Source organism: Exiguobacterium sp. PHA03 (assembly GCF_041945985.1).
Lineage (GTDB): Bacteria > Bacillota > Bacilli > Exiguobacteriales > Exiguobacteriaceae > Exiguobacterium_A.
This window is the reverse complement of sequence record NZ_JAUTYQ010000001.1, coordinates 1791575-1810497: the sequence shown is the minus strand read 5'-3', so window position 1 is coordinate 1810497 and position 18923 is coordinate 1791575. Positions and strand designations below refer to the sequence as shown.

Annotated in this window: 19 protein-coding genes and 1 other annotated feature; of the genes, 13 read left to right on the top strand and 6 right to left on the bottom strand. The window is 48.9% G+C overall.

Annotation, left to right across the window (positions count from 1 at the left end; translation table 11 throughout):
• Positions 1 to 11: 11 nt before the first annotated feature.
• The 4 genes from Q7C19_RS09525 (at position 12) to Q7C19_RS09510 (ending at position 2278) form a co-directional block, all read left to right on the top strand.
• Positions 12 to 590, top strand: coding sequence for a DUF6470 family protein (locus Q7C19_RS09525; RefSeq protein ID WP_375092008.1), 579 nt, complete (start codon positions 12 to 14; stop codon positions 588 to 590).
• Positions 565 to 1035, top strand: a complete 471-nt coding sequence (gene fliW, locus Q7C19_RS09520; protein ID WP_375092007.1) for a flagellar assembly protein FliW — start codon at positions 565 to 567, stop codon at positions 1033 to 1035. The genes Q7C19_RS09525 and fliW overlap by 26 nt, the downstream gene beginning before the upstream one ends.
• Complete coding sequence (csrA, locus tag Q7C19_RS09515; RefSeq protein ID WP_035410102.1) at positions 1035 to 1259, top strand: carbon storage regulator CsrA; 225 nt, start codon at positions 1035 to 1037, stop codon at positions 1257 to 1259. The genes fliW and csrA overlap by 1 nt, the downstream gene beginning before the upstream one ends.
• Positions 1260 to 1453: 194 nt before the next feature.
• Positions 1454 to 2278 carry a squalene/phytoene synthase family protein gene (locus Q7C19_RS09510; protein WP_035410098.1) on the top strand — a complete coding sequence of 275 codons (825 nt, stop codon included), beginning with the start codon at positions 1454 to 1456 and terminating at the stop codon, positions 2276 to 2278.
• A 49-nt stretch (positions 2279 to 2327) separates the two neighbouring features.
• Here the strand turns inward: Q7C19_RS09510 and Q7C19_RS09505 are convergent, their stop codons facing one another.
• From Q7C19_RS09505 to Q7C19_RS09485, 5 genes are all read right to left on the bottom strand, one after another.
• Entirely contained in the window at positions 2328 to 2495 is a 168-nt protein-coding gene (locus Q7C19_RS09505) for a hypothetical protein (RefSeq protein ID WP_368914556.1), read from the bottom strand.
• 15 nt (positions 2496 to 2510) lie between these two features.
• Entirely contained in the window at positions 2511 to 3407 is an 897-nt protein-coding gene (locus tag Q7C19_RS09500; RefSeq protein ID WP_375092006.1) for an alpha/beta hydrolase, read from the bottom strand.
• 23 nt (positions 3408 to 3430) lie between these two features.
• Entirely contained in the window at positions 3431 to 4312 is an 882-nt protein-coding gene (locus Q7C19_RS09495) for a YitT family protein (protein ID WP_035410093.1), read from the bottom strand.
• Positions 4313 to 4398: 86 nt separating this feature from the next.
• Entirely contained in the window at positions 4399 to 7224 is a 2826-nt protein-coding gene (locus Q7C19_RS09490; protein ID WP_375092005.1) for a sensor domain-containing protein, read from the bottom strand.
• A 197-nt stretch (positions 7225 to 7421) separates the two neighbouring features.
• Positions 7422 to 8573: a hypothetical protein gene (locus Q7C19_RS09485; RefSeq protein WP_375092004.1), complete on the bottom strand. Its 1152-nt coding sequence runs from the start codon at positions 8571 to 8573 to the stop codon at positions 7422 to 7424.
• Between the two features lie 130 nt (positions 8574 to 8703).
• Between Q7C19_RS09485 and Q7C19_RS09480 the strand changes: the two genes are divergently transcribed.
• Positions 8704 to 9360 carry a response regulator transcription factor gene (locus Q7C19_RS09480; protein WP_290785608.1) on the top strand — a complete coding sequence of 219 codons (657 nt, stop codon included), beginning with the start codon at positions 8704 to 8706 and terminating at the stop codon, positions 9358 to 9360.
• On the top strand, positions 9357 to 10622 hold the full coding sequence (locus Q7C19_RS09475) for a HAMP domain-containing sensor histidine kinase (protein ID WP_375092003.1): 1266 nt from the start codon (positions 9357 to 9359) through the stop codon (positions 10620 to 10622). The genes Q7C19_RS09480 and Q7C19_RS09475 overlap by 4 nt, the downstream gene beginning before the upstream one ends.
• Before the next feature lie 83 nt (positions 10623 to 10705).
• Here Q7C19_RS09475 and Q7C19_RS09470 read toward each other — a convergent pair whose 3' ends face one another.
• Positions 10706 to 11209 (bottom strand): hypothetical protein, encoded by a 504-nt coding sequence (locus Q7C19_RS09470; protein WP_029342519.1) that lies wholly within the window; start codon positions 11207 to 11209, stop codon positions 10706 to 10708.
• A 137-nt stretch (positions 11210 to 11346) separates the two neighbouring features.
• On the opposite strand from Q7C19_RS09470, the gene Q7C19_RS09465 reads away from it, so the two are divergent.
• The 7 genes from Q7C19_RS09465 to Q7C19_RS09435 all read left to right on the top strand — a co-directional run bounded on the left by Q7C19_RS09465 (position 11347) and on the right by Q7C19_RS09435 (position 18908).
• Positions 11347 to 11829, top strand: coding sequence for a hypothetical protein (locus tag Q7C19_RS09465; protein WP_035410076.1), 483 nt, complete (start codon positions 11347 to 11349; stop codon positions 11827 to 11829).
• 63 nt (positions 11830 to 11892) lie between these two features.
• Positions 11893 to 12723, top strand: a complete 831-nt coding sequence (locus tag Q7C19_RS09460; protein ID WP_375092002.1) for a GNAT family N-acetyltransferase — start codon at positions 11893 to 11895, stop codon at positions 12721 to 12723.
• Between the two features lie 280 nt (positions 12724 to 13003).
• Positions 13004 to 13396 carry a hypothetical protein gene (locus Q7C19_RS09455; RefSeq protein ID WP_035410070.1) on the top strand — a complete coding sequence of 131 codons (393 nt, stop codon included), beginning with the start codon at positions 13004 to 13006 and terminating at the stop codon, positions 13394 to 13396.
• A 62-nt stretch (positions 13397 to 13458) separates the two neighbouring features.
• Positions 13459 to 13696: a binding site (T-box leader), on the top strand.
• 95 nt (positions 13697 to 13791) lie between these two features.
• Positions 13792 to 15300 (top strand): peptide ABC transporter substrate-binding protein, encoded by a 1509-nt coding sequence (locus tag Q7C19_RS09450; protein WP_375092001.1) that lies wholly within the window; start codon positions 13792 to 13794, stop codon positions 15298 to 15300.
• Between the two features lie 164 nt (positions 15301 to 15464).
• Entirely contained in the window at positions 15465 to 16748 is a 1284-nt protein-coding gene (locus tag Q7C19_RS09445; RefSeq protein WP_375092000.1) for a methyl-accepting chemotaxis protein, read from the top strand.
• 215 nt (positions 16749 to 16963) lie between these two features.
• On the top strand, positions 16964 to 18046 hold the full coding sequence (locus tag Q7C19_RS09440) for a flagellin N-terminal helical domain-containing protein (protein ID WP_375091999.1): 1083 nt from the start codon (positions 16964 to 16966) through the stop codon (positions 18044 to 18046).
• A 505-nt stretch (positions 18047 to 18551) separates the two neighbouring features.
• Positions 18552 to 18908 carry a flagellar protein FlaG gene (locus Q7C19_RS09435; protein ID WP_375091998.1) on the top strand — a complete coding sequence of 119 codons (357 nt, stop codon included), beginning with the start codon at positions 18552 to 18554 and terminating at the stop codon, positions 18906 to 18908.
• The last annotated feature ends 15 nt before the right edge of the window (positions 18909 to 18923 follow it).

Below are 18923 nucleotides of genomic sequence, written 5' to 3'. Positions count from 1 at the left end.
GGTGAAGGCAGATGAATCTTCCACATCTTGAAATGCGTCAGACGGTAGCACGAATCGGGATGAACATCACGCGTCCGCAAATCGAGCAGAAGCAGACACCTGCCTCCCTTTCGATCGAACAGCCTCGCGGGGAACTGTCGATTGAAACCGTCGCGGCACGTCTTGAGATCGATTCGACACAAGCCTGGATTGAGATTGGGCGTGTTCCTGCGCTCGAGTCCGTTCGGCAGTACGCTGCCTACGGTCGACAAAAGGGACAGGAAGCGGTCGCGCAGAGAGCATCGGAAGGGGATCAACTGATGCGGATCGAGCAAGGTGGGGGAACGGTCGCGCGGATTGCAAAAATTAACGACGCACCGCCTGCCGAAGTGACGACACTCGGATTCATCCCGCGGAGTCTTGATCGGGTCAAGACGACTTTTACACCAGCGGAAGTCCGATTGAGCTACACCGCGAATCGTCCGAAGATCGATGTCGAAACGCATCAACCGGAGCTGACCGTAAAAGACGGACAGGTCGAGATTTTCTTACAAGAACAAAATCAATTGAATATGTGGCCGGTTGGTGGCATATTCGACGGGGAAGGATAACGACATGCAAATCGAAACCGATTTTTTTGGAACTATCACGATTAACGAGACGGAAATCATTACTTTCGCGTCCGAATTACCGGGTTTTCCGGACGCGAAGCGCTTCATCCTGCTCCCGTTCGGAGAGGGCGTACCGTTCTGGTCGTTTCAATCGATTGATCAGCCGGAGTGTGCGTTCGTCGTGACGAACCCGTTCTGGATTGATCCGGAATACGTCTTCGAGTTACCGGACGCAGCAAAAGAACAGCTCGGGATTGAGGATACAGCGCAAGTCGCTGTCTATACGACGGTCACGTTGCGAGATCCGTTCACGACGTCGACGACGAACTTACGGGCACCCTTCGTCATGGAGACGAAACAACGACTCGCGAAACAAATCATCTTAGACGATACATATACGAATCGTCATCTGATCGGTAGCCTGACGGAAGTAGGTGGTCGCTGATGCTCGTACTGAAACGAAAGACGGGAGAAGCGATTCAAATTGGTGACGACATTGAACTGACAATTCTTGCGATTGAAGGCGATCAAATCAAGCTCGGTATCAAGGCACCGCGACAGGTCGACATCCACCGGAAGGAAGTCTACTTGTCGATCCAAGAAGAGAACACGGAAGCCTCCCGTAGCACAGGGTTGATCGGACAACTCTTGAAACAACAGGAAAAATGATTCCATTTGAATGTCATTGGAACGTATTTTTCTTGTGAACGATACGCTTCAAACGAGGATGAAAAGACTCCCTTTGCCTGAATCTAGCGCAAAGGGAGTCTTTCTTATCATGAAACGAATGCTGAAACGCGTTGAATCGTGTATAGTAATGGAGAGAAAAGAAACCTTTTGAGCCAAAGAGGGAGTTGTCAGGAATGAATGAGACGAAGCAGCTGAAAAAAGACGCGAACCGAGTATTGAAAGCGACGAGTCGCACCTTCTATATCCCGATTAGTCGACTATCGCAAGACTTACAGGAAGCGGTCGGTGCTGCTTATCTATGCATGCGCGCCATCGATGAGATTGAAGATCATGAAGACTTGGCGACGGACGTCAAGACGATGTTGCTCCGAGAGACGGCATTGTTGATGCGGGGCACATTTTCCGCTACCGCCTATCTTGAATTGATTGCTCCGTATACTGCACATCTACCAGAAGTGACGCTCCGTTTACCGGAGTGGATCGCCTATTGTCCGGCCGCAATTCGTCCGAAGGTCCTCGATTCGACGGCGGAGATGGCAGAAGGCATGGCGGTCTGGGCTGAGCGTGACTGGACGGTCGAGACGGAAGCGGATCTTGATGAGTACACATACTATGTCGCCGGACTTGTCGGTGTTATGTTATCCGACATCTGGTACTGGAAGGCTGGTATCGTCACCGATAAACAGCAAGCGATCGGATTCGGTCGTGGTTTGCAAGCCGTCAACATCCTTCGTAACCAACAGGAAGATGCGGAGCGTGGTGTCGGCTACTTCCCACCTGGTTGGACGACGGATACGATGTTCGCCTATGCGCGTGAGAACCTTGCAGAAGCCGATGCGTACCTTGCGTCCATTCCGAAGGAGACGACGATTTATGAATTCTGTCACATTCCACTTGCACTCGCACATGGAACGCTGGATGCCCTTGCAAAAGGGAAAGAAAAACTGAGTCGTCCGGAAGTCTTGAAGATCGTCGGCGCCGCCGTACTAAAACGATAAGTACAAACGAACAGCCGCCCGTTTCCGTCAAGGAAGTGGGCGGCTGTTTTTAACGTAATAGATAAAAAGCGAGTCCAATCAAGGCAGAACCCGTCCAAATCAAAGCGATCGTCCGTCCATGGGGCAAACGATAGCCGGCGCGACGGGAGACGAGTAGTCCGATCGTCATCACCGTCAACGCGATAAACCAGGTCAAGAACACAGATAGCTGTTGCATGTGTCTCTCCTTCCATCAATGCAAGTCAGACAGATAGGTCAACACTTTATCTTCATACGCCTTCCGGTCATGCGCGTATGACTGGACGTGTCCGCCGTTTTCCGTCACGTAGAGTTCCGAGCGCGGTGCAGCTTTTTGGATTTTCATGCTTTCCGTGACGGGAATCGCATCATCATCCTTCCCGTGAATCAACAGAATCGGGTACTCGATGCGCCGGACCGCTTCGACCGGTTTGACTCGTTCTGGATTAAGACCTGTCAACGGTGGCGTGATTTCAAGGATGATCGGTGTGAACGGGAAGTTCGGTAACCCGCTCCAGACGGGCAGGTTCGTTGCGAGATAATTCTCGAGATCGCTGAACGGACTGTCGGCGATAACACCGACGACATCCGCTTTCGGTGCCGTTACGAGTGATGTCGCTGCGCCCATCGAGATACCATAGAGGACGACCGGTTTTGAAGAACGTGACTTCGCGTAACGAACAGCTGTCAGTAGATCATCTTGTTCCTTGGCACCCACCGTAACGCGTTTCCCGTCCGATTCACCCGATCCTCGGAAATCGAACGTCAAGACGTTGTATCCGGCATCGTGAAACTTCTTAAATAGCGGGAAGACAGGAACATCATCTTGTTCCCGGTTCTTGCCATAGCCGTGAGCGAAAACGATCGTCAACTTCGCATCTTCGCTTGGCATCCACCAGCCAGACAAATGTGTCCGGTCTTTATAAGAACGGAAGGTGACATCTTCATAGTCAAGTCCTTCTGCTTTTTTGGGTGTCGTCGTCAAGGCTTCGCGTTCCGGTTGCGTCAACGATGATCCGACATAACCGGAAATCCCGATGACAACGATGACAGCGAGCGTCACGATGACGATCACGCCGCCGATGATTTTCTTACGATGTTTTTTCCACACCCGCGTTCCTTCCCTTCGTTCGGTTAATGGATATCTTTTTTCTTGAAGCGACCGCCATGGACATCATGGATGTTGCCGATCGCGATAAAGGCTTGTTCATCGAAGTCACGAACGATGTCCTTCAGTTTCGATTCTTCGAGCCGGCTGATGACACAAAAAATGACTTTTTTGCCGTCACCGGTAAAGGCACCTTCCCCGTTTAAGTACGTCATGCTTCGACCAAGTCGGTCCATGATCGCAAGACCGATCTCTTCGTAATTCTCCGAAATGATCCAGACACTCTTCGATTGATCGAGTCCGTCGATGACGACGTCAATTGTCTTGAAGGCGACGAAATAGGTGATCAACGAGTACATCGCTCGGTCCCAACCGAAAACAAATCCAGCAGCACCGAGAATGAAGACGTTGAAGAACATGACGATCTCACCGACTGAAAACGGTGTCGAGCGGCTGAAAGAGACAGCAAGAATCTCAGTTCCGTCGAGTGATCCACTCGAACGGATGACGATCCCGACGCCGATTCCGAGAATTAAGCCACCGAAAACGGTCGCGAGCAGATCAACGCTCGTCAAGGGACCGATGTGTTCGAGGAGTTTCGTTGCGATTGCCATGACGAAGATCGCATATAACGTTGACAGGGCAAACGTCTTTCCGATCTGCTTATAGCCGAAAAAGATGAACGGGATGTTCAAGAAGAATAGCCACAAAGCGAGCGTCGTATCTGTCACCTTTGAGCCGATGATCGAGATTCCGACGATCCCGCCATCGATGATGTTATTGGGAACAAGGAATCCTTTCAGTCCAAGTGCGAAGATGATGGCACCGATTGTTAGCATCAGTAATCGTCGAAAAAGCTGACCTTTCGTAGAGCGACGATGATGTTTCGTAGGTAGTGGTGACTGCATGCCATTCCTCCCTTCTATAGTAAAACGCTTTAGGATTACTATAACAAAAAAGCACGAAGACGTGTGTGAACGTCTTCGTGGAGAGGTCAAGGGCGATAACGTAACGACTGGAAGAAACGCATGATCTGTTCTGCTTCGATCGGATTTGTATATTCACCGATGTATTGATGATCTTGTTGTCCGGTGATCGTCACCGTACAGGAGACGAGTTGAACTCCTTCACTCAAGCGAATCTCAAACGTTGCGTCCGACAACGGTAACAACGTCTTCGACGAAAAATAGAGTGCCCGCGTACTCGTTTGATGCGCTTCAATGTCTGAGAAGGGCAGTTCGAACGACTGGGTATGATGTGTCAGCATGCGAACTTTCCCAGAGACGGAAAAACGGGGGATGGTATCGCTCGACAAGGAACAGGCTTCGATCGGATACAAAATCTCCCGCAGGAGGAACGATTCCATGACGTCCGCTGGAACCGGGCGACTGAATAGATAGCCTTGGATACTCGGACAATTGAGTGTACGGAACGTATCGAGCTGACGGAGCGTCTCGATGCCCTCTGCGACGACGGTCAGATTGAACTCACCTGCCATGTAGAGAATGCTTTTGACGATCGCTTGGGCTTTAGCGTCGTCCGTGATGTGGGTCGCGAACTGCCGATCGATCTTGATGACGTCGATCGGATACCGTTGTAGGTAGACCATTGAGGAATAACCTTTCCCGAAGTCGTCGAGTGCGATCCGAACACCGATCCGGCTGACATATTCGAGCGTCCGACTCGTCATCGGATCATCCATGATTAAAGCCGCTTCCGTGATTTCAAGTTCAAGTAACTCAGGCGCAAGATCGTACGTCGACAGCATCCGCTCGATATGGTGTTCGAAGCCGGGGATCAAGAATCGTTTCGGTGAAACGTTGACGGAAATTGGAACAAGCTCTGCTCCGGTCGCCTTCCAGTCTTGCATCGAACGACACGCCGTCTCGACGACCCAGTCTCCGATCGCGATATGTAAAGCACTCTCTTCGGCAAGCGGAATGAAGTCGTTCGGTGGAATTCGTCCCCATTCCGGGTGTTGCCAGCGAATCAGTGCTTCGAGACCGACAATCTTTCCCGTCCAGCTGTCGACCTTCGGTTGATATTCGAGAAACAGTTGATTACGTTCGATCGCGTAATGTAAGTCCTGCTCGAGCCGGTAGCGCCGGTAATAATCGATATCGAGATTCGATGCGTAGTGGTGTATCGTACTGTGATTTTCACGACGCGATCGTCGTAAGGCGGTATAGGAATGCTTCAATAATTCGACGGCGTCTGTACTGTCTTCCGGATAACGACTGACCCCGACGGAAATACGTGCGAACAAGGCGTATGGTTCGATCGAGATCGGTGTTTCCGATAGATCGAGTAGTGCCTCAGCGCATGCCGTCACATCCTGTTTAAAGCTTGTCGGTACGAGCAAGGCATACTCATCACCACCAAGATGTCCGAGAAACATTCCATCTGACTTTGTTTGTTGTAATAAGGCAGCCGTTCCTTTTAGCCACTGATCACCGGAGCCATGTCCGAAGGCATTATTGATCTCAGCAATCCGGTTGAAGGAGACGGTGAGGACGAAGAAGGGGTGGTCCTTCTGTTGCCACACATCGATCGTCTCAATCAGTGCTTGCCGGTTCGGCAGATGCGTCACAGCGTCACGCAAAGCGAGCTGCCGCAATCGTTCCTCGTACGCTTTTTGAAGCGTGATATCATGCATGATACTATTCGTATAGGCAATCGTACCGTCCAGTTGGAAGACCGGGATCTGTTGATCCTCAATCCATTTGACGCGACCATCCGGGAAGTGAAGACGATACTGGATCGTACCAGCCTGACCGTCGACCAACCGTCTAATGAACTGTTTCATCGCCGCGTGATCGCGGACGTCCAACCGCTCGAACAACCACTCATGGCTAAGAATTAAATCCTGCGGCAATTCTTCAAAGATGTGCAGGAACCCTTGTGAGTGAAAGAGGATTCGTCCCGAGAACAAGTCGATTTGTGAGATCGCGGCATTGACGGCTTCGTAGATTTCACGTGCCTGTGCCCGTTCCGTGACGAGTTGACGTCGCGCCTCGTCGACTTCCGATAAATCATAGAGGACGACCGATAGATGATCCGGATGATGCGGACGATGGAAGGCTTTCAAGCGCAACAGCTGATAGGTATCGTCAGCGGTCAACAGGGAGACTTCCATTTCAAAACGTTCCTTTTCACCCGCAATCAAACGTTCCATCTCGAACCGGAGCGGATCGAAGTCACGTGGATGAATCCGACTAAATAATTGTGCTTGATCTAGCGTCGTTGCATCGGTTTCCGACAACCCTAAAAAATGGAGGAGTGCGGGGGAGAACTCGATCATTTGTGTGTGGATATCAAAGTGGAAGATGACGAGTTCAGGAATCTGTTCCGTCAGTTCAAGTTGAGAGCGAATGGACGAGACATCTTCTTCGAGTTGTTTCTCACGTGTGATATCACGTGCGATCCCGTAAACGCCGATGACTTGTTCCTCTTGTTCGATCGGCATGTTCGTAATTTTTAACGTAACCCGGTGTTGATCGGCATGAAGTCCTTGTGCCGTATAATGAACGGTCTCACCATGTAACGCACGATTGAAAAAGGATGTCACCGCTTCGACTTGATCAGGTGGATTGAAGACAGAAAAGTGTTCATAGAGCGTCTCAGCGGAATAGCCGAGCATGTCCTGTAACTGTTCGTTGAAATAGATGATCGTTCCAGAGGCATCAAATAAAAAAATTGCATCTGTCTGTTGTTGAAAGAAGGCTTCCGCCGTTTCCGGACGGGATACTTCAAGTCCACCGATATAGAGTGGGGCTGTGTCGGATTGACGAATCCGATTCATCGCTTCATGAAAAGTCATCCACGTCACCTCCTTACGATACTAACGTTCTCTTTACTAGTATCGGGTGTAGGAAATGAAAATTGCAACCTTCGTTCAAGAAATAGACTTATTTTTCAAAAAAGTGAACCAGTATATGAAATTCATGATTAAAAGACAATTGTCCTAACGTGAACAAAAAAAGCCGAAGCTCCGGTGAAGGAGCTTCGGTCTAAATCTTAAATCGCTAAATCGACGGATGTAGCACTCGCATTCGGATCCGCATCCGGTCCTTGATCCGGTGCGCCCGGCATGTCACCACCCGGACCAGGTCCGTGTCCTCGACCATGACCATCGCGCTCTGGTCCTTTTTTCAAATCAGCGTAGCTTGAGACCGCATCCGCTCGTGACTGGGTGTGTTCCTTGATCTGCTTTGCTTGTTTTTTTGTCAGCTTGCCATCTTTGACTTGTTGATCAATCGCAGCGTTTTGCGCTGTTAGGACGGCTTTCTCGAAATCGGCGTAAGCAATCTTGTTCGCTTCCGCGAATTCAGGCAATGATTGATCCGCTGCTTTGAATTTCGCTTCATCGAGTCCGAGTGCTTTTAAAATTGCTGACGTCGAGTCACCGAAGACACCACCCGGTCCATGGTCACCACGCTTACCGTGATCACCGCGATCCGGAAGATCATCATAGCTCTTCGCGTCCTTGTATTCCTCTGTCAGACGAGACTTGATTTCTGTTGCTTGTTTTTTCGTCATCTTCCCGTCTTTGACGAGTTGATTGAGTTCACTCGTCTGAGCTGCAAGCAACGCTTTTTTGTAGTCAGCGAACTTAATCGATTGTGCCTTCGCATAAGCAGCGAGCGATTGATTCGCTGCATCGAATTTTGACTGACTCAGTCCGAGTGCTTTCAGGACGTCAGCAATCAACGATTCGTTGAAGAAACCAGGTCCACCATGACGACCAATCGGCATCTTGTCTTTGAGTTCATCGTAGCTTTTGACGCCACTGAAGCGTTCCGTTTGACGCTTCAACATGTCGTCTGCTTGCGTTTGTGTTAAGTCACCTGATTTAACGAGACTTGCGAGTTGTTCTTTCGCTGCTGCGAGTTCTGCCTTTTTATAATCAGCGAACGAGATGCCTTTTGCTTTTGCGAGATCGGCGATTGATTGCCCTTTCTCCCGGGCAGCGTCTGCCTCAGTTTGTGTCAGATTCAATTTTTTCAAGAGTAACGTCATGTCGTGTTTTTTCATACCTTCGAAGTGGTGCCCGTGTTTCGCTTGTTTTGTCGTGCTCGAGTCGTCGTTCGTCGCAGCATATGCGGATGCGCCTCCGACGGTTAATGCGCTAATTGTCAATGCAGTGATCCATTGTTTTTTGAATGTCATGGGATGATCACTCCTTTCACCTTTTATGGTAGAGGGTCACGAAAGAGAAGTTGTGAGGAAGTTGCAAAGAAACTGCGAAGAAAGGAAAATCTGGACAAAAAGGCGCTACACTAGGAGTGGAGGGATGACCATGAATGTACTATTGATTGAAGATGAACAAAAATTAGCGCAGGTGACGGCACGCTTCCTGCGTCACCATGCGTATGAGGTGACGATTGCCGGTTCGTTAGCAGAGGCGAAACAGTGCTTAACGACAACGTTTGACGCTGTCTTAATCGACGTCCGCTTGCCGGACGGTGACGGTTGGTCGCTCGTGCCAAGTATCAAATCACAAGTTCAGCCGCCGGTCGTCTTCATGATGACCTCGCGTGGGGAGGCAGATGATCGTGTCTTCGGACTCGAACTCGGTGCCGATGATTATCTCGTCAAACCGGTCGTCCTGAAGGAATTGACGATCCGGCTCGAACGGGCATTAAAAGTCCGTCCGGTCGCCCGCCATGTGCTCGGTGACTTGACGATCGATGAGAAGGGACGCCAAGTCAAAGCGGGAGAACAGGCAGTCAGTCTCGCAAAGATGGAATTTGAACTGTTGCTTTACTTCATCGAACATCTCGGGGAGGCACTGAGCCGGGATCAGATTCTTGATGACGTCTGGGGTTACGCATTCGGAGGCGATACTCGGACCGTCGACACGCACGTCAAACAATTGCGAGATAAGTTGCCTGTCATTAAACAACAATTGAAGACGGTGCACCGGGTTGGCTATCGATTGGAGGCGATCGAATGAAACGACGTCCTTTGATGCGGAAATTCTTATACGCTGTCGTCGGTCCGTTGCTCGTGATGGGGGTTCTTAGTTTCGTCTTGACGGCGTTCCTCGTCAATCGATTTGCAGAAGGTGAACGGTACGATCAACTCGCGCGGGAAGCGAACATCATTAAACAAGCGCTTGAAGCCGACACGCCGATTCCGCGTGACATCCAAGGGTTTTTAACGACCGATGGATTGACGCAACGGATTGGAGCGCGCGGACCGGCGGGGCGGTTGCCACTTCTTGATAATCTCAAGAAGGAAGATGTTATTGAAGTGCAAGACGAACGATTGCTGACGTATCAGTTGACGGTTGATGGAACGCGCATCACGACGGTCCGACAGGCACCACTAGCGAGTAGTGCGCTGAGTGGTGTTTATCTCGCGATCGGACTCGCGTTACTTGTGACCCTGTTGCTGGCATCCTTACTCGCGTACTATATGGGACGGCACCTGACACGACCGATCGTGACGCTTCGATCTGTCGCTCAAAAGATTGGTGCTGGTGAAACGGACGTCGTCCTGCCAGCACGACCGAAGGATGAAGTCGGGGAGTTGATTGACGCCGTCGATGAGATGCAGACACAGCTCAAACAAAAGGATCATCTGCAAAAGACGTTCATCGCCGGTATCACCCATGACTTGCGGACGCCACTCGCAATCATTCGAAACGAGACTGAGGCGCTCGCAGCAGGTGTCATTCCCGTTGCCGAACTACCCGACGTGACGACGAGTATCATCGAGGAGACGGATCGACTCGGTCATTTGATTGATGAAACGTTGCTTTATTCGAAGCTTGCCGGTGGACGGATGCCACTTGAAAAGACGGAGGTGGCACTTGATGAACTCGTGCTTGCGACAGTTGAACGCCTCCGCGGGACGTTCACGCAGGCAGGACTGACGCTGGCGACGGAGCTGCAACCGGTTAGGCAATCACTTGATCCACGGATGTTCGAACGTGTCCTGATCAACTTCTTGATGAACGCCCGGTTTGCTTCACCAGTCGGCGGAACGGTCACCGTTCGCCTAACACATGACGAATTGACGGTCGAGGATGAAGGAGCGGGTGTCCGAGCAGAAGACCGGGCAACGATCTGGGACGTCTACGTCAAACAAGAAGGCAGTGCCGGACATGGACTTGGTCTTGCGATCAGTCGGATGATTCTCGATAGTCATCAATTCGACTATGGTGTTCGCGACCGAAGTGGTGGGGGAGCGGTGTTCTACGTTCAGTTTTAAACGGATTCTATCAGGCATACAAAAAGAGAGGTCAGTTTTCGGAAAACATTCCGGAACTGACCTCTCTTGAATTAATGTAACGATTATTGACCGTCGTTCGCATGAACAAGACTTGGTTTGACGAGAGTATAGAACTCATCGCTCATCCCGACACGGCTCCCCATTTGGCAAGCGAGTTCGAGTGTTTCTTTATAGAAGTTCGCGACGAGATCGTGATTCTTGATGTGCTCATCTTGCATCGCCTTTTTGACCCCGAGGACGACTTTTTCGATTTGCTCATCGGCATCATTACGGACGGGCACGACGTTTTCCGGAAGATCGACTTCCTTATCGTGTCCATTGAAGCGGAACGATGCCCCGAATCCGAGGTGCTCGAGGAAGAAGTGTGGTAACAGTTTACTAGCGAAGAACTGATGCCATTCCGTCTCTTTCATTGCTTCCATGTCACGCTTGAACGACGTCGTTGCGAGTGCATAACGATCGTGTGTATCCTTCATGAACTTCTCGAGGATCGGAACCTGCATTGCAAACGCATTCTTGAGCAAGTTATCGAGCTGTTCTTGCGTTAATTGTTCTTGTTCAGTCATCGCTTTAACCCCATTTCGTTTCGTTATCCCTATCGTAAGAAATTTAGACAATTCCGTCAAATCTTTTTCGAGAATAGAGTTTACCTATTTCACAAAAGGGAATCCATAACTATCGATCATTTTAAGGGGGAGTCAGAATGAAACGAATCGCAATGACAGGAGTCTTACTCGGAGCATGTCTGACTCCAGTGACGGGCTTTGCTGCAAGCAACGTAACGTATAGCAAAGGAGTCGTCGCGAACAAGACGTTCGGCTATACGGTCAAGACGACGGATGCGTTGAAAAAGGCAATCCAGCAAGACAAGGTCGAATTCGTCAAGAATAAGACCGTTAAATCAAAATACGGTGTCGTCACGCGGAGTGGTACGTTCGCGTTGTATTATAAAGTCAAAGGAGCGGATCAGCTGCTCGTCAATTTGAACTACGAGCCGAAGAAGCTCTCGAAAAAACAGTTCGACCGTGAAATCGGATATGGTACATATCTCGGGACGAAAGGTAGTAAAACCTACTACTACGTCTTACCGACGGAAGCCGTTAAAGGTGCTGTCGGCAAGAAAGCGATCGAGAACTTGATCGTTAAGGACGTCCCGCAGATGATGAAGACATTCAAACTGCAATGAGCACTAGCTTTTGCTAGTGCTTCTTTTGTTCGTTCGGTATAGTTGAAAATGAGGTGAATGAATATGGAATGGAACGTCACAGACGTCAAACAAACAACAGATGTATTACAACTCGAAAAATGTGTCAACGATCACGATGGCATTGAATTAAAAGTCGCAGCCGATTGGGTCGGCGAGAACGATTTCGCAATCTATGATGGCGAACAATTGATTGGATATTTACAAGCATTCGCGTACTTACCGACGGAGTGGGAATTGAATGTCTTCGTTGATCCGAATTACCGGAAACAAGGAATCTTCACGGCACTCGTTGAAGCGGCACGGGCGCGCGCAACGGAAGCAGGCGTTGAAGCCTTCACGTTCGTTATTGACGATGCAAGTGAGTCAGGTCAAGCCGTCCTTGAAGGGTTAGGTGCTGAGTACCGGATGACCGAGTACAATATGATTTTGAAGAAGGCGCAGTTGTTCTTAAAAGCCGATCCGGATTTCGAATTACGCGAAGCGACAGCAGACGACCGTCCGTTCATCGTCGAGACGCTTGGTAAATCGTTCGGGAACACGGATGAAGAAGCAGAGTCGATCTATCAAGCAATCGAATCTGATGACCGCATCACGTTCATCGGTGTCGCAAGCGGCAAACCGGTCGGCGTCATCCGTGCCTACCTTGCTTCCGATACGCAAGCGAGCATCCATGCGTTCGCGGTTCGTCCAGAAGCGCAAGGTAATGGTTACGGCAAAAAGATGCTGAAATTGATGGTTCAAGCGTTGTTCCGGTCAGGTCGGACACAACTCGAGCTCGACGTCGAGACGGATAATGATCGGGCGCTTGATCTTTATAAAGAGGCAGGATTCGTCGTCCATCGTGGTTATCAGTTCCACGTGTTGGCAGTTTAAAATCATGAGCGATTGACGGATCTTCCAGTGCATGCTGGATGCTCAAGGCGCTCCACTCCTACAGGAAAAAGCGCGGTTGCGCTGTTAGAGACAAACAAGACCCGGCTCTTCGCTTGAATCGAAAGAGTCGCGGCTTGTGTCTCGCCTGAGGAAAGGGAGCAAGACTTGAGTATAGTCGTCGATCGTTTTTTTGTTATTTTACAAACTAAACAAAAACGTTGGAACCTTTTCTGCAATCCGTCGTATACTAGACATATGGAAAAAAAGAGGAGGCGACGTCATGGAGAGTCGACAGGATTCATTGCGGACGTTGAAGTGGGTATCAGGTGGAATGGAAGCGGTGCTCGGGATTCCGCTCTTAGGTGGTTCGATCGTCATTTTCTCAGGTTACAATGCTCTGTGGTTGATGCTCGCGTTTCACATCGTCGTCGTCGTATTGACGGCACGCGCGGGAAATGTCTCAAAAGGGAACATCGTCGGAATCGTCGCATCAACAGTCGGTGTCATTCCAGTCGTTGGGATGTTCTTGCACATGGCAGCAGCGATCACGATTTTGGTCGATGCAGCACTCAGTAACCGCATCGTTACACGAACACATGTCAAACACGTCGAACCGATTCAACCACGACCGGTCCGTCGGGAACAAGAAAAACAAGAAGACCACCCGTTCTGAGTTTTTTTCGTTGACAGCGAAAAACAAGCCGTGTAAAGTAAACAACAAGTTAAGCCATATCAATTACATCGACGACGCGGAGTAAGTATCGTCAACACTGCCGACCAAGCGAGTCAGGAATGGTGAGAGCCTGACACGGTAAGCTGAACGAGAATGGACCGCTGAGAGCCTGTTGAACCTTCGAGTAGACAGGACGGTTGCCCCCGTTACCAGGCTAGCTGGTTGTTGGACCAGCGACAAGTGGAGACGATTTTTCGTCTCAATCAGAGGTGGCACCGCGCGGATACAGGCGTCCTCTATGCATTAGCTGTTAGCTATGCGTAGAGGGCGCCTTTTGTTGTACGTCAAATGCCGAATCATCCAACGCTCATCACATTTCTCAGGAGGCACTACACATGAAAAAGACATTGATCGCAGCGGCGAGCACGGCAGTTTTACTCGCAGGATGTGCAACGACAGAACCAGCAGAGGATAAAAAAGCAGATAAGAAGGTCTTGCATACGATGGAGAGCTACGATCTCCTGTCGGTTGACCCGGCAGATGCCATCACGTCAAACATCTTCAATCAAATCTACGAAGGACTCTATCGTTTTGATGAGAAGAACAAACTTGTTCCGGCAGCAGCAAAATCGCATAGCGTATCAGAGGACGGAAAAGTCTACACGTTCAAGCTTGACCCGAATGCAAAATGGTCAGACGGAAAGCCCGTCACAGCGGAGAACTTCCGTTATGCGTTCGAGCGTGTCGTCAAAACGAACTCACCGTTCGCTTATTTGCTTGAACCGGTCGAAAAAACGACAGCAGTCGACGACGAGACACTCCAGATCGAATTAAAACGTCCGACGCCGTACTTCCTCAGCATGACGACGTTCGGCACCTATATGCCGGTCCGGGAAGATATCGTCAAAGCAGAAGGCGACCAGTTCGGGACGGATCCAAAGACGAACGTCTACAACGGACCATTTACTTTCAAGAAATATCAAGCCGAGCAAGGCTATACGCTTGCGAAGAACGCCGAATACGCAGACCGGAAGAACGTCAAAATCGACGAAGTCGACGTTAAAATCATCAAGGATCCGATGCTTGCGATCAACTTGTTCGAGTCAGGCGATCTCGATGTTGCACCACTCAACTCGGAGAACGTCGTGACGTACAAGGATCAAAAAGAGTACAACACGTTCAGCGATTCGCGGATGTTCTTCATCCGGATGAACGAAAAGACGGACGCGTTGAAAGATAAACAGACACGCCAAGCGATCGACGCAGCATATGATAAAAAAGCGATGACGGAAACGTTGCTTGGAAACGGATCACTCCCAGCTGACTACATCGTACCGAAAGAACTTGATCCGAAATACGATAGTGCGCGTCAAATCGAATCATCATATGATGTAGCAGCGGCGAACAAAGTGCTGGCGAAGCAAAATCTTGAATTGACGATGTTGATCGAAGACGATGACGTCTCGAAAAAAATCGGTGAGTACATCCAAGGAGCGTTGAAGAAACAGAACGTCGACGTCAAACTGTTGTCACTACCGAAGAAAGAACGTCTCGCACGTGAAGGAAGAGGGGGCTACGATCTGTCACTTGCAAGCTGGGCACCAGACTATCAGGATGCGACGACATACCTGAACTTGTTCACGACTGGTAACCCATTCAACATGATGGATTACTCGAACAAACAGTATGACCGTCTTTTGAAACAGGCTGAAAGTGAACTCGATCAAGACAAGCGTCTTGCCTTACTCAGTAAAGCGGAAAGCTTGTTGCTCGACGATCAAGCGATCTCACCTGTCTACCAACGGAAGAATGCCTTCTTGCAAAACACGGAAGTGAAGAATCTTGCCCGACACAATGTCGGAACGGATATCTCATATAAATATGTTGAGATTGAGCGGAAATAAGAAAAAGAGAGTGATGGATGATTTGATCCATCACTCTTTTTGATGTGCTTTTGTCATATCACTGGAAATCACTTTTTTAAATTAGGTCAACTGACTTAAAACGGTTACAAAAGAAACCGATAGATAGGACGGTGAAAGAAGATACAGGAAAGGAAGTTTCGGTTATGCGTAAATTACGAAGCAACTTGAAGGTACGGTTATTCTTTTGGGTCTTAGCTATCTCGGTCATTACGAGCGGCATCTCAGCTCAGCTTGTACTTTATCTCCACCGGGGGCTTGACATCGCAGATACGAATGCGATCTGGATCGGAGCAGGGATCGGTTTACTGTTATCGTTGATTGGAACGTCATTGATTCAATTGATCTTGCGTCAACCGATCAAAGCAATCGAAAAGGCGACGGAAACGGCACGTGAAGTCGCGAACGGCAACTTCAACGTCGATTTCGAGGAAGCGAAGCGCGGCGATGAAGTCGACCAATTGATGCACGAACTCGAAGTGATGGTCTTACATATCCGCAAACAGGCGACACAGATGGGCAGCTCAAGCGATAAGCTGACAGCGTCCGCGCAAGAAATCGCAGCAGCAGTTCAAGAAGGCAATGCGTCGGGTGAAAGCATCCGTTCAGCGATGGCAGAGTTATCAGCGAAGATGAACGAAAACGTCGATCAAGCCTACTTGTCGATGGATGCGCTCGGTGCCGTCAAACGGACGATGGATGAAGTCGCAAAAGAGATGAACGAAGCCTTGAAATCAGCGACGGTCATGCAGACGGAAGCGCAGAACGGCAAGACACTGGCGACGGATTCTGTTGAAGCGATGCATATGATTTCGAAGAAGATGGAACAATCTGCGACACTCAACGGTCGCCTGACGGATATGACAGGCGAAATCTCGCGAATCACGGATGTCATTAGTGACATTTCGGCACAAACGAACTTACTCAGTTTAAATGCATCGATTGAAGCGGCACGCGCAGGTGAAGCAGGACGTGGTTTTGCGGTCGTTGCAGCAGAAGTCAAGAAGCTCGCGGAACAGACAGCCACCTCCGCAAAAGAAATCACGGATTTGATTTCTGGCGTCAAGCGTCTTGTTAATGATACGGCGAACGCAATGACCGATGTTCAAAGTGAAGTCGCTACAGGTGTCGGACTTGTTGAGCAGGCTGGATCGTCATTCGAAGAGATTCATCATTCGACAGAAAATGTCTACTCACGTGTGAAATCGGTTGACCAGCTTGTCGTCAAATCGGATCAAGAGATCGACCAAGTCGGCTTAACGACAGCGAATATCCTTGCAATGGTCGAGGAAGCATCGAAACACGCAGAACAAGTCTTGCAAGCGTCAAGTCATCAAGCGGCATCGCTTGGTGAAGTGAATGGTGCGATGGAAGAGCTTGTTGCAGTGGCGGAACAATTACAAGAGGAGACGGGTGCGACGCGTCTCTAAACTATAGGGAAATCGTACATCCAAAGCAGATGTGCGATTTTTTTGTATTTTTTTTGAAGAAAGTTGTTAAACATTTCGAGTGGACGACGATATATAAGGTGGAAGCAGTCATCGACTAATTCTACCGTGTCACCCTTGGGCCGGCCAGGGGACACATCTCGGAGAAGACGGATCTTCAAAGAGACAAAAAATTAATCCTATGGAGGGAAATTACAATGATTATCAATCACAACATTACAGCGCTTAACACGCACAACAAGCTATCTTCAGCTTCAGCTGCACAAAGCAAATCAATGGAAAAATTAGCTTCAGGTCTTCGCATTAACCGTGCGGGCGACGATGCAGCTGGTCTTGCAATCTCTGAAAAAATGCGTGCGCAGGTTCGTGGTTTGGATATGGCTTCTAAGAACTCACAAGATGCAATTTCAATGATTCAAACAGCTGAAGGTGCTTTGAACGAAACACATGACATCTTGCAACGTGTTCGCGAATTAGCTGTTCAATCTGCCAATGACACTAACAACAATAATGACCGTGCAGAAATTCAAAAAGAAGTAGGTCAATTATTGACTGAAGTAGATCGTATCGGTAATAATACAGAGTTTAACACTAAAAAACTTTTGAACGGTGGTTTAGGCGGAGCAGTAGATCAAACTCCAGCAAATACAACAGTGCTTGCTAAAGCTGGTGTCGCTTCTGCTAGTACTAATGGTGCTGTAGCCGGTACTTACACAATTACTGCAGCAGCTGGTAAATTAACAATGAGTGATGGTGGTACAAAAACACAAACAATTAGCAACGCAGGTGGAGCGCAAACTTTAAATTTCTCGGATTTCGGAATTGAAATTAAAACAAATTCAAGTTATGCTGCAGGCGCTGCTATTGGTAATGTAGTTGTCACATCTGGATCGGCAAGTTTCCAAATTGGAGCTAACCAAGGCCAGAATATTAACTTAAGTATCTCAGATATGCGTTCGGCAGCATTAGGAATTGATGCTGTAGACGTTTCTACTAAAGCTGGAGCAGACGCTGCGATCACTACTGTGCAAACTGCTATTGATACAGTTTCATCTGAGCGCTCTAAATTAGGAGCTTATCAAAACCGTCTTGATCACACAATCAATAACTTGAAAACATCTTCTGAAAACCTAACAGCGGCTGAATCACGTGTTCGTGACGTTGACATGGCGAAAGAAATGATGTCTCAAACGAAGAACTCAATTCTTGCACAAGCTGCACAAGCAATGTTGGCTCAAGCGAATCAAACACCGCAGGGCGTTCTCCAACTCCTTCGATGAATGATTCTACCGGGCGTCTAATCTGGTAACGGATTAGATCATGACTGGGTGAATTGCTGGAACTCCTGAGAGCCTTAATGTACGACAACGTGGCTGGAAACGGCGAGCGTGACCGTTCTGAAAAACATCAAGGATTGGACAATCAGCAGCCAAGCACCTGTAGGGAAACCTTGGTGAAGGTTCAACGACTAGGATAGACGACCTAATGGACTTGTCCGATGGTTATGAAATCCGTACTCCGAAGACGGCGGGGGAAGTGCCCAGCTCCTAGTAAATCTAGGATGAAGATATAGTCTTATCATTAGCGAAAGCTAATGCGCGTAGCAAGCGAACCAACAGCCGCAAGGCGTTCTCCAATTACTCCGTTAATCGTAACTGGCACATATCGATTGTTCAGGTCACGGACTCGTTCCGTGACCTTTTTTGTATTGTTCTGTTAGAGCTCTAACAAATCAGATGAACTGACCGATATACTACATAGAGAATAAATAAGGAGTGACCGACTATGAATTCCATCAATACGGAAATTCGCCTTCATCTACCTTCGAACGTCCTACCGTACGAAGCGACACGGAATGTGTTTGTGGAAGCGAATCAAGAAGCGTTAGCAGGAGAAGGAGTCGTTGTCCTACCGACACCCCAACACATTACAAAGCTTGAAACAGCGATGGAACAAGCAAACATCAAACTTGAACTGCAACGAACAGGATTGAAATTCGTTAAACATGAACAGCTGAACGAATATTATATTCAAGTCGTCGATACGAATAATAACGTTGTGCAAGAGATTCCAAGTAAGAAAGAACTTGATTTTTTTGCAGCATTCATGGAATTTAATCAATTAATCGATAAACGGATTTAACGGAAAGGACTGATT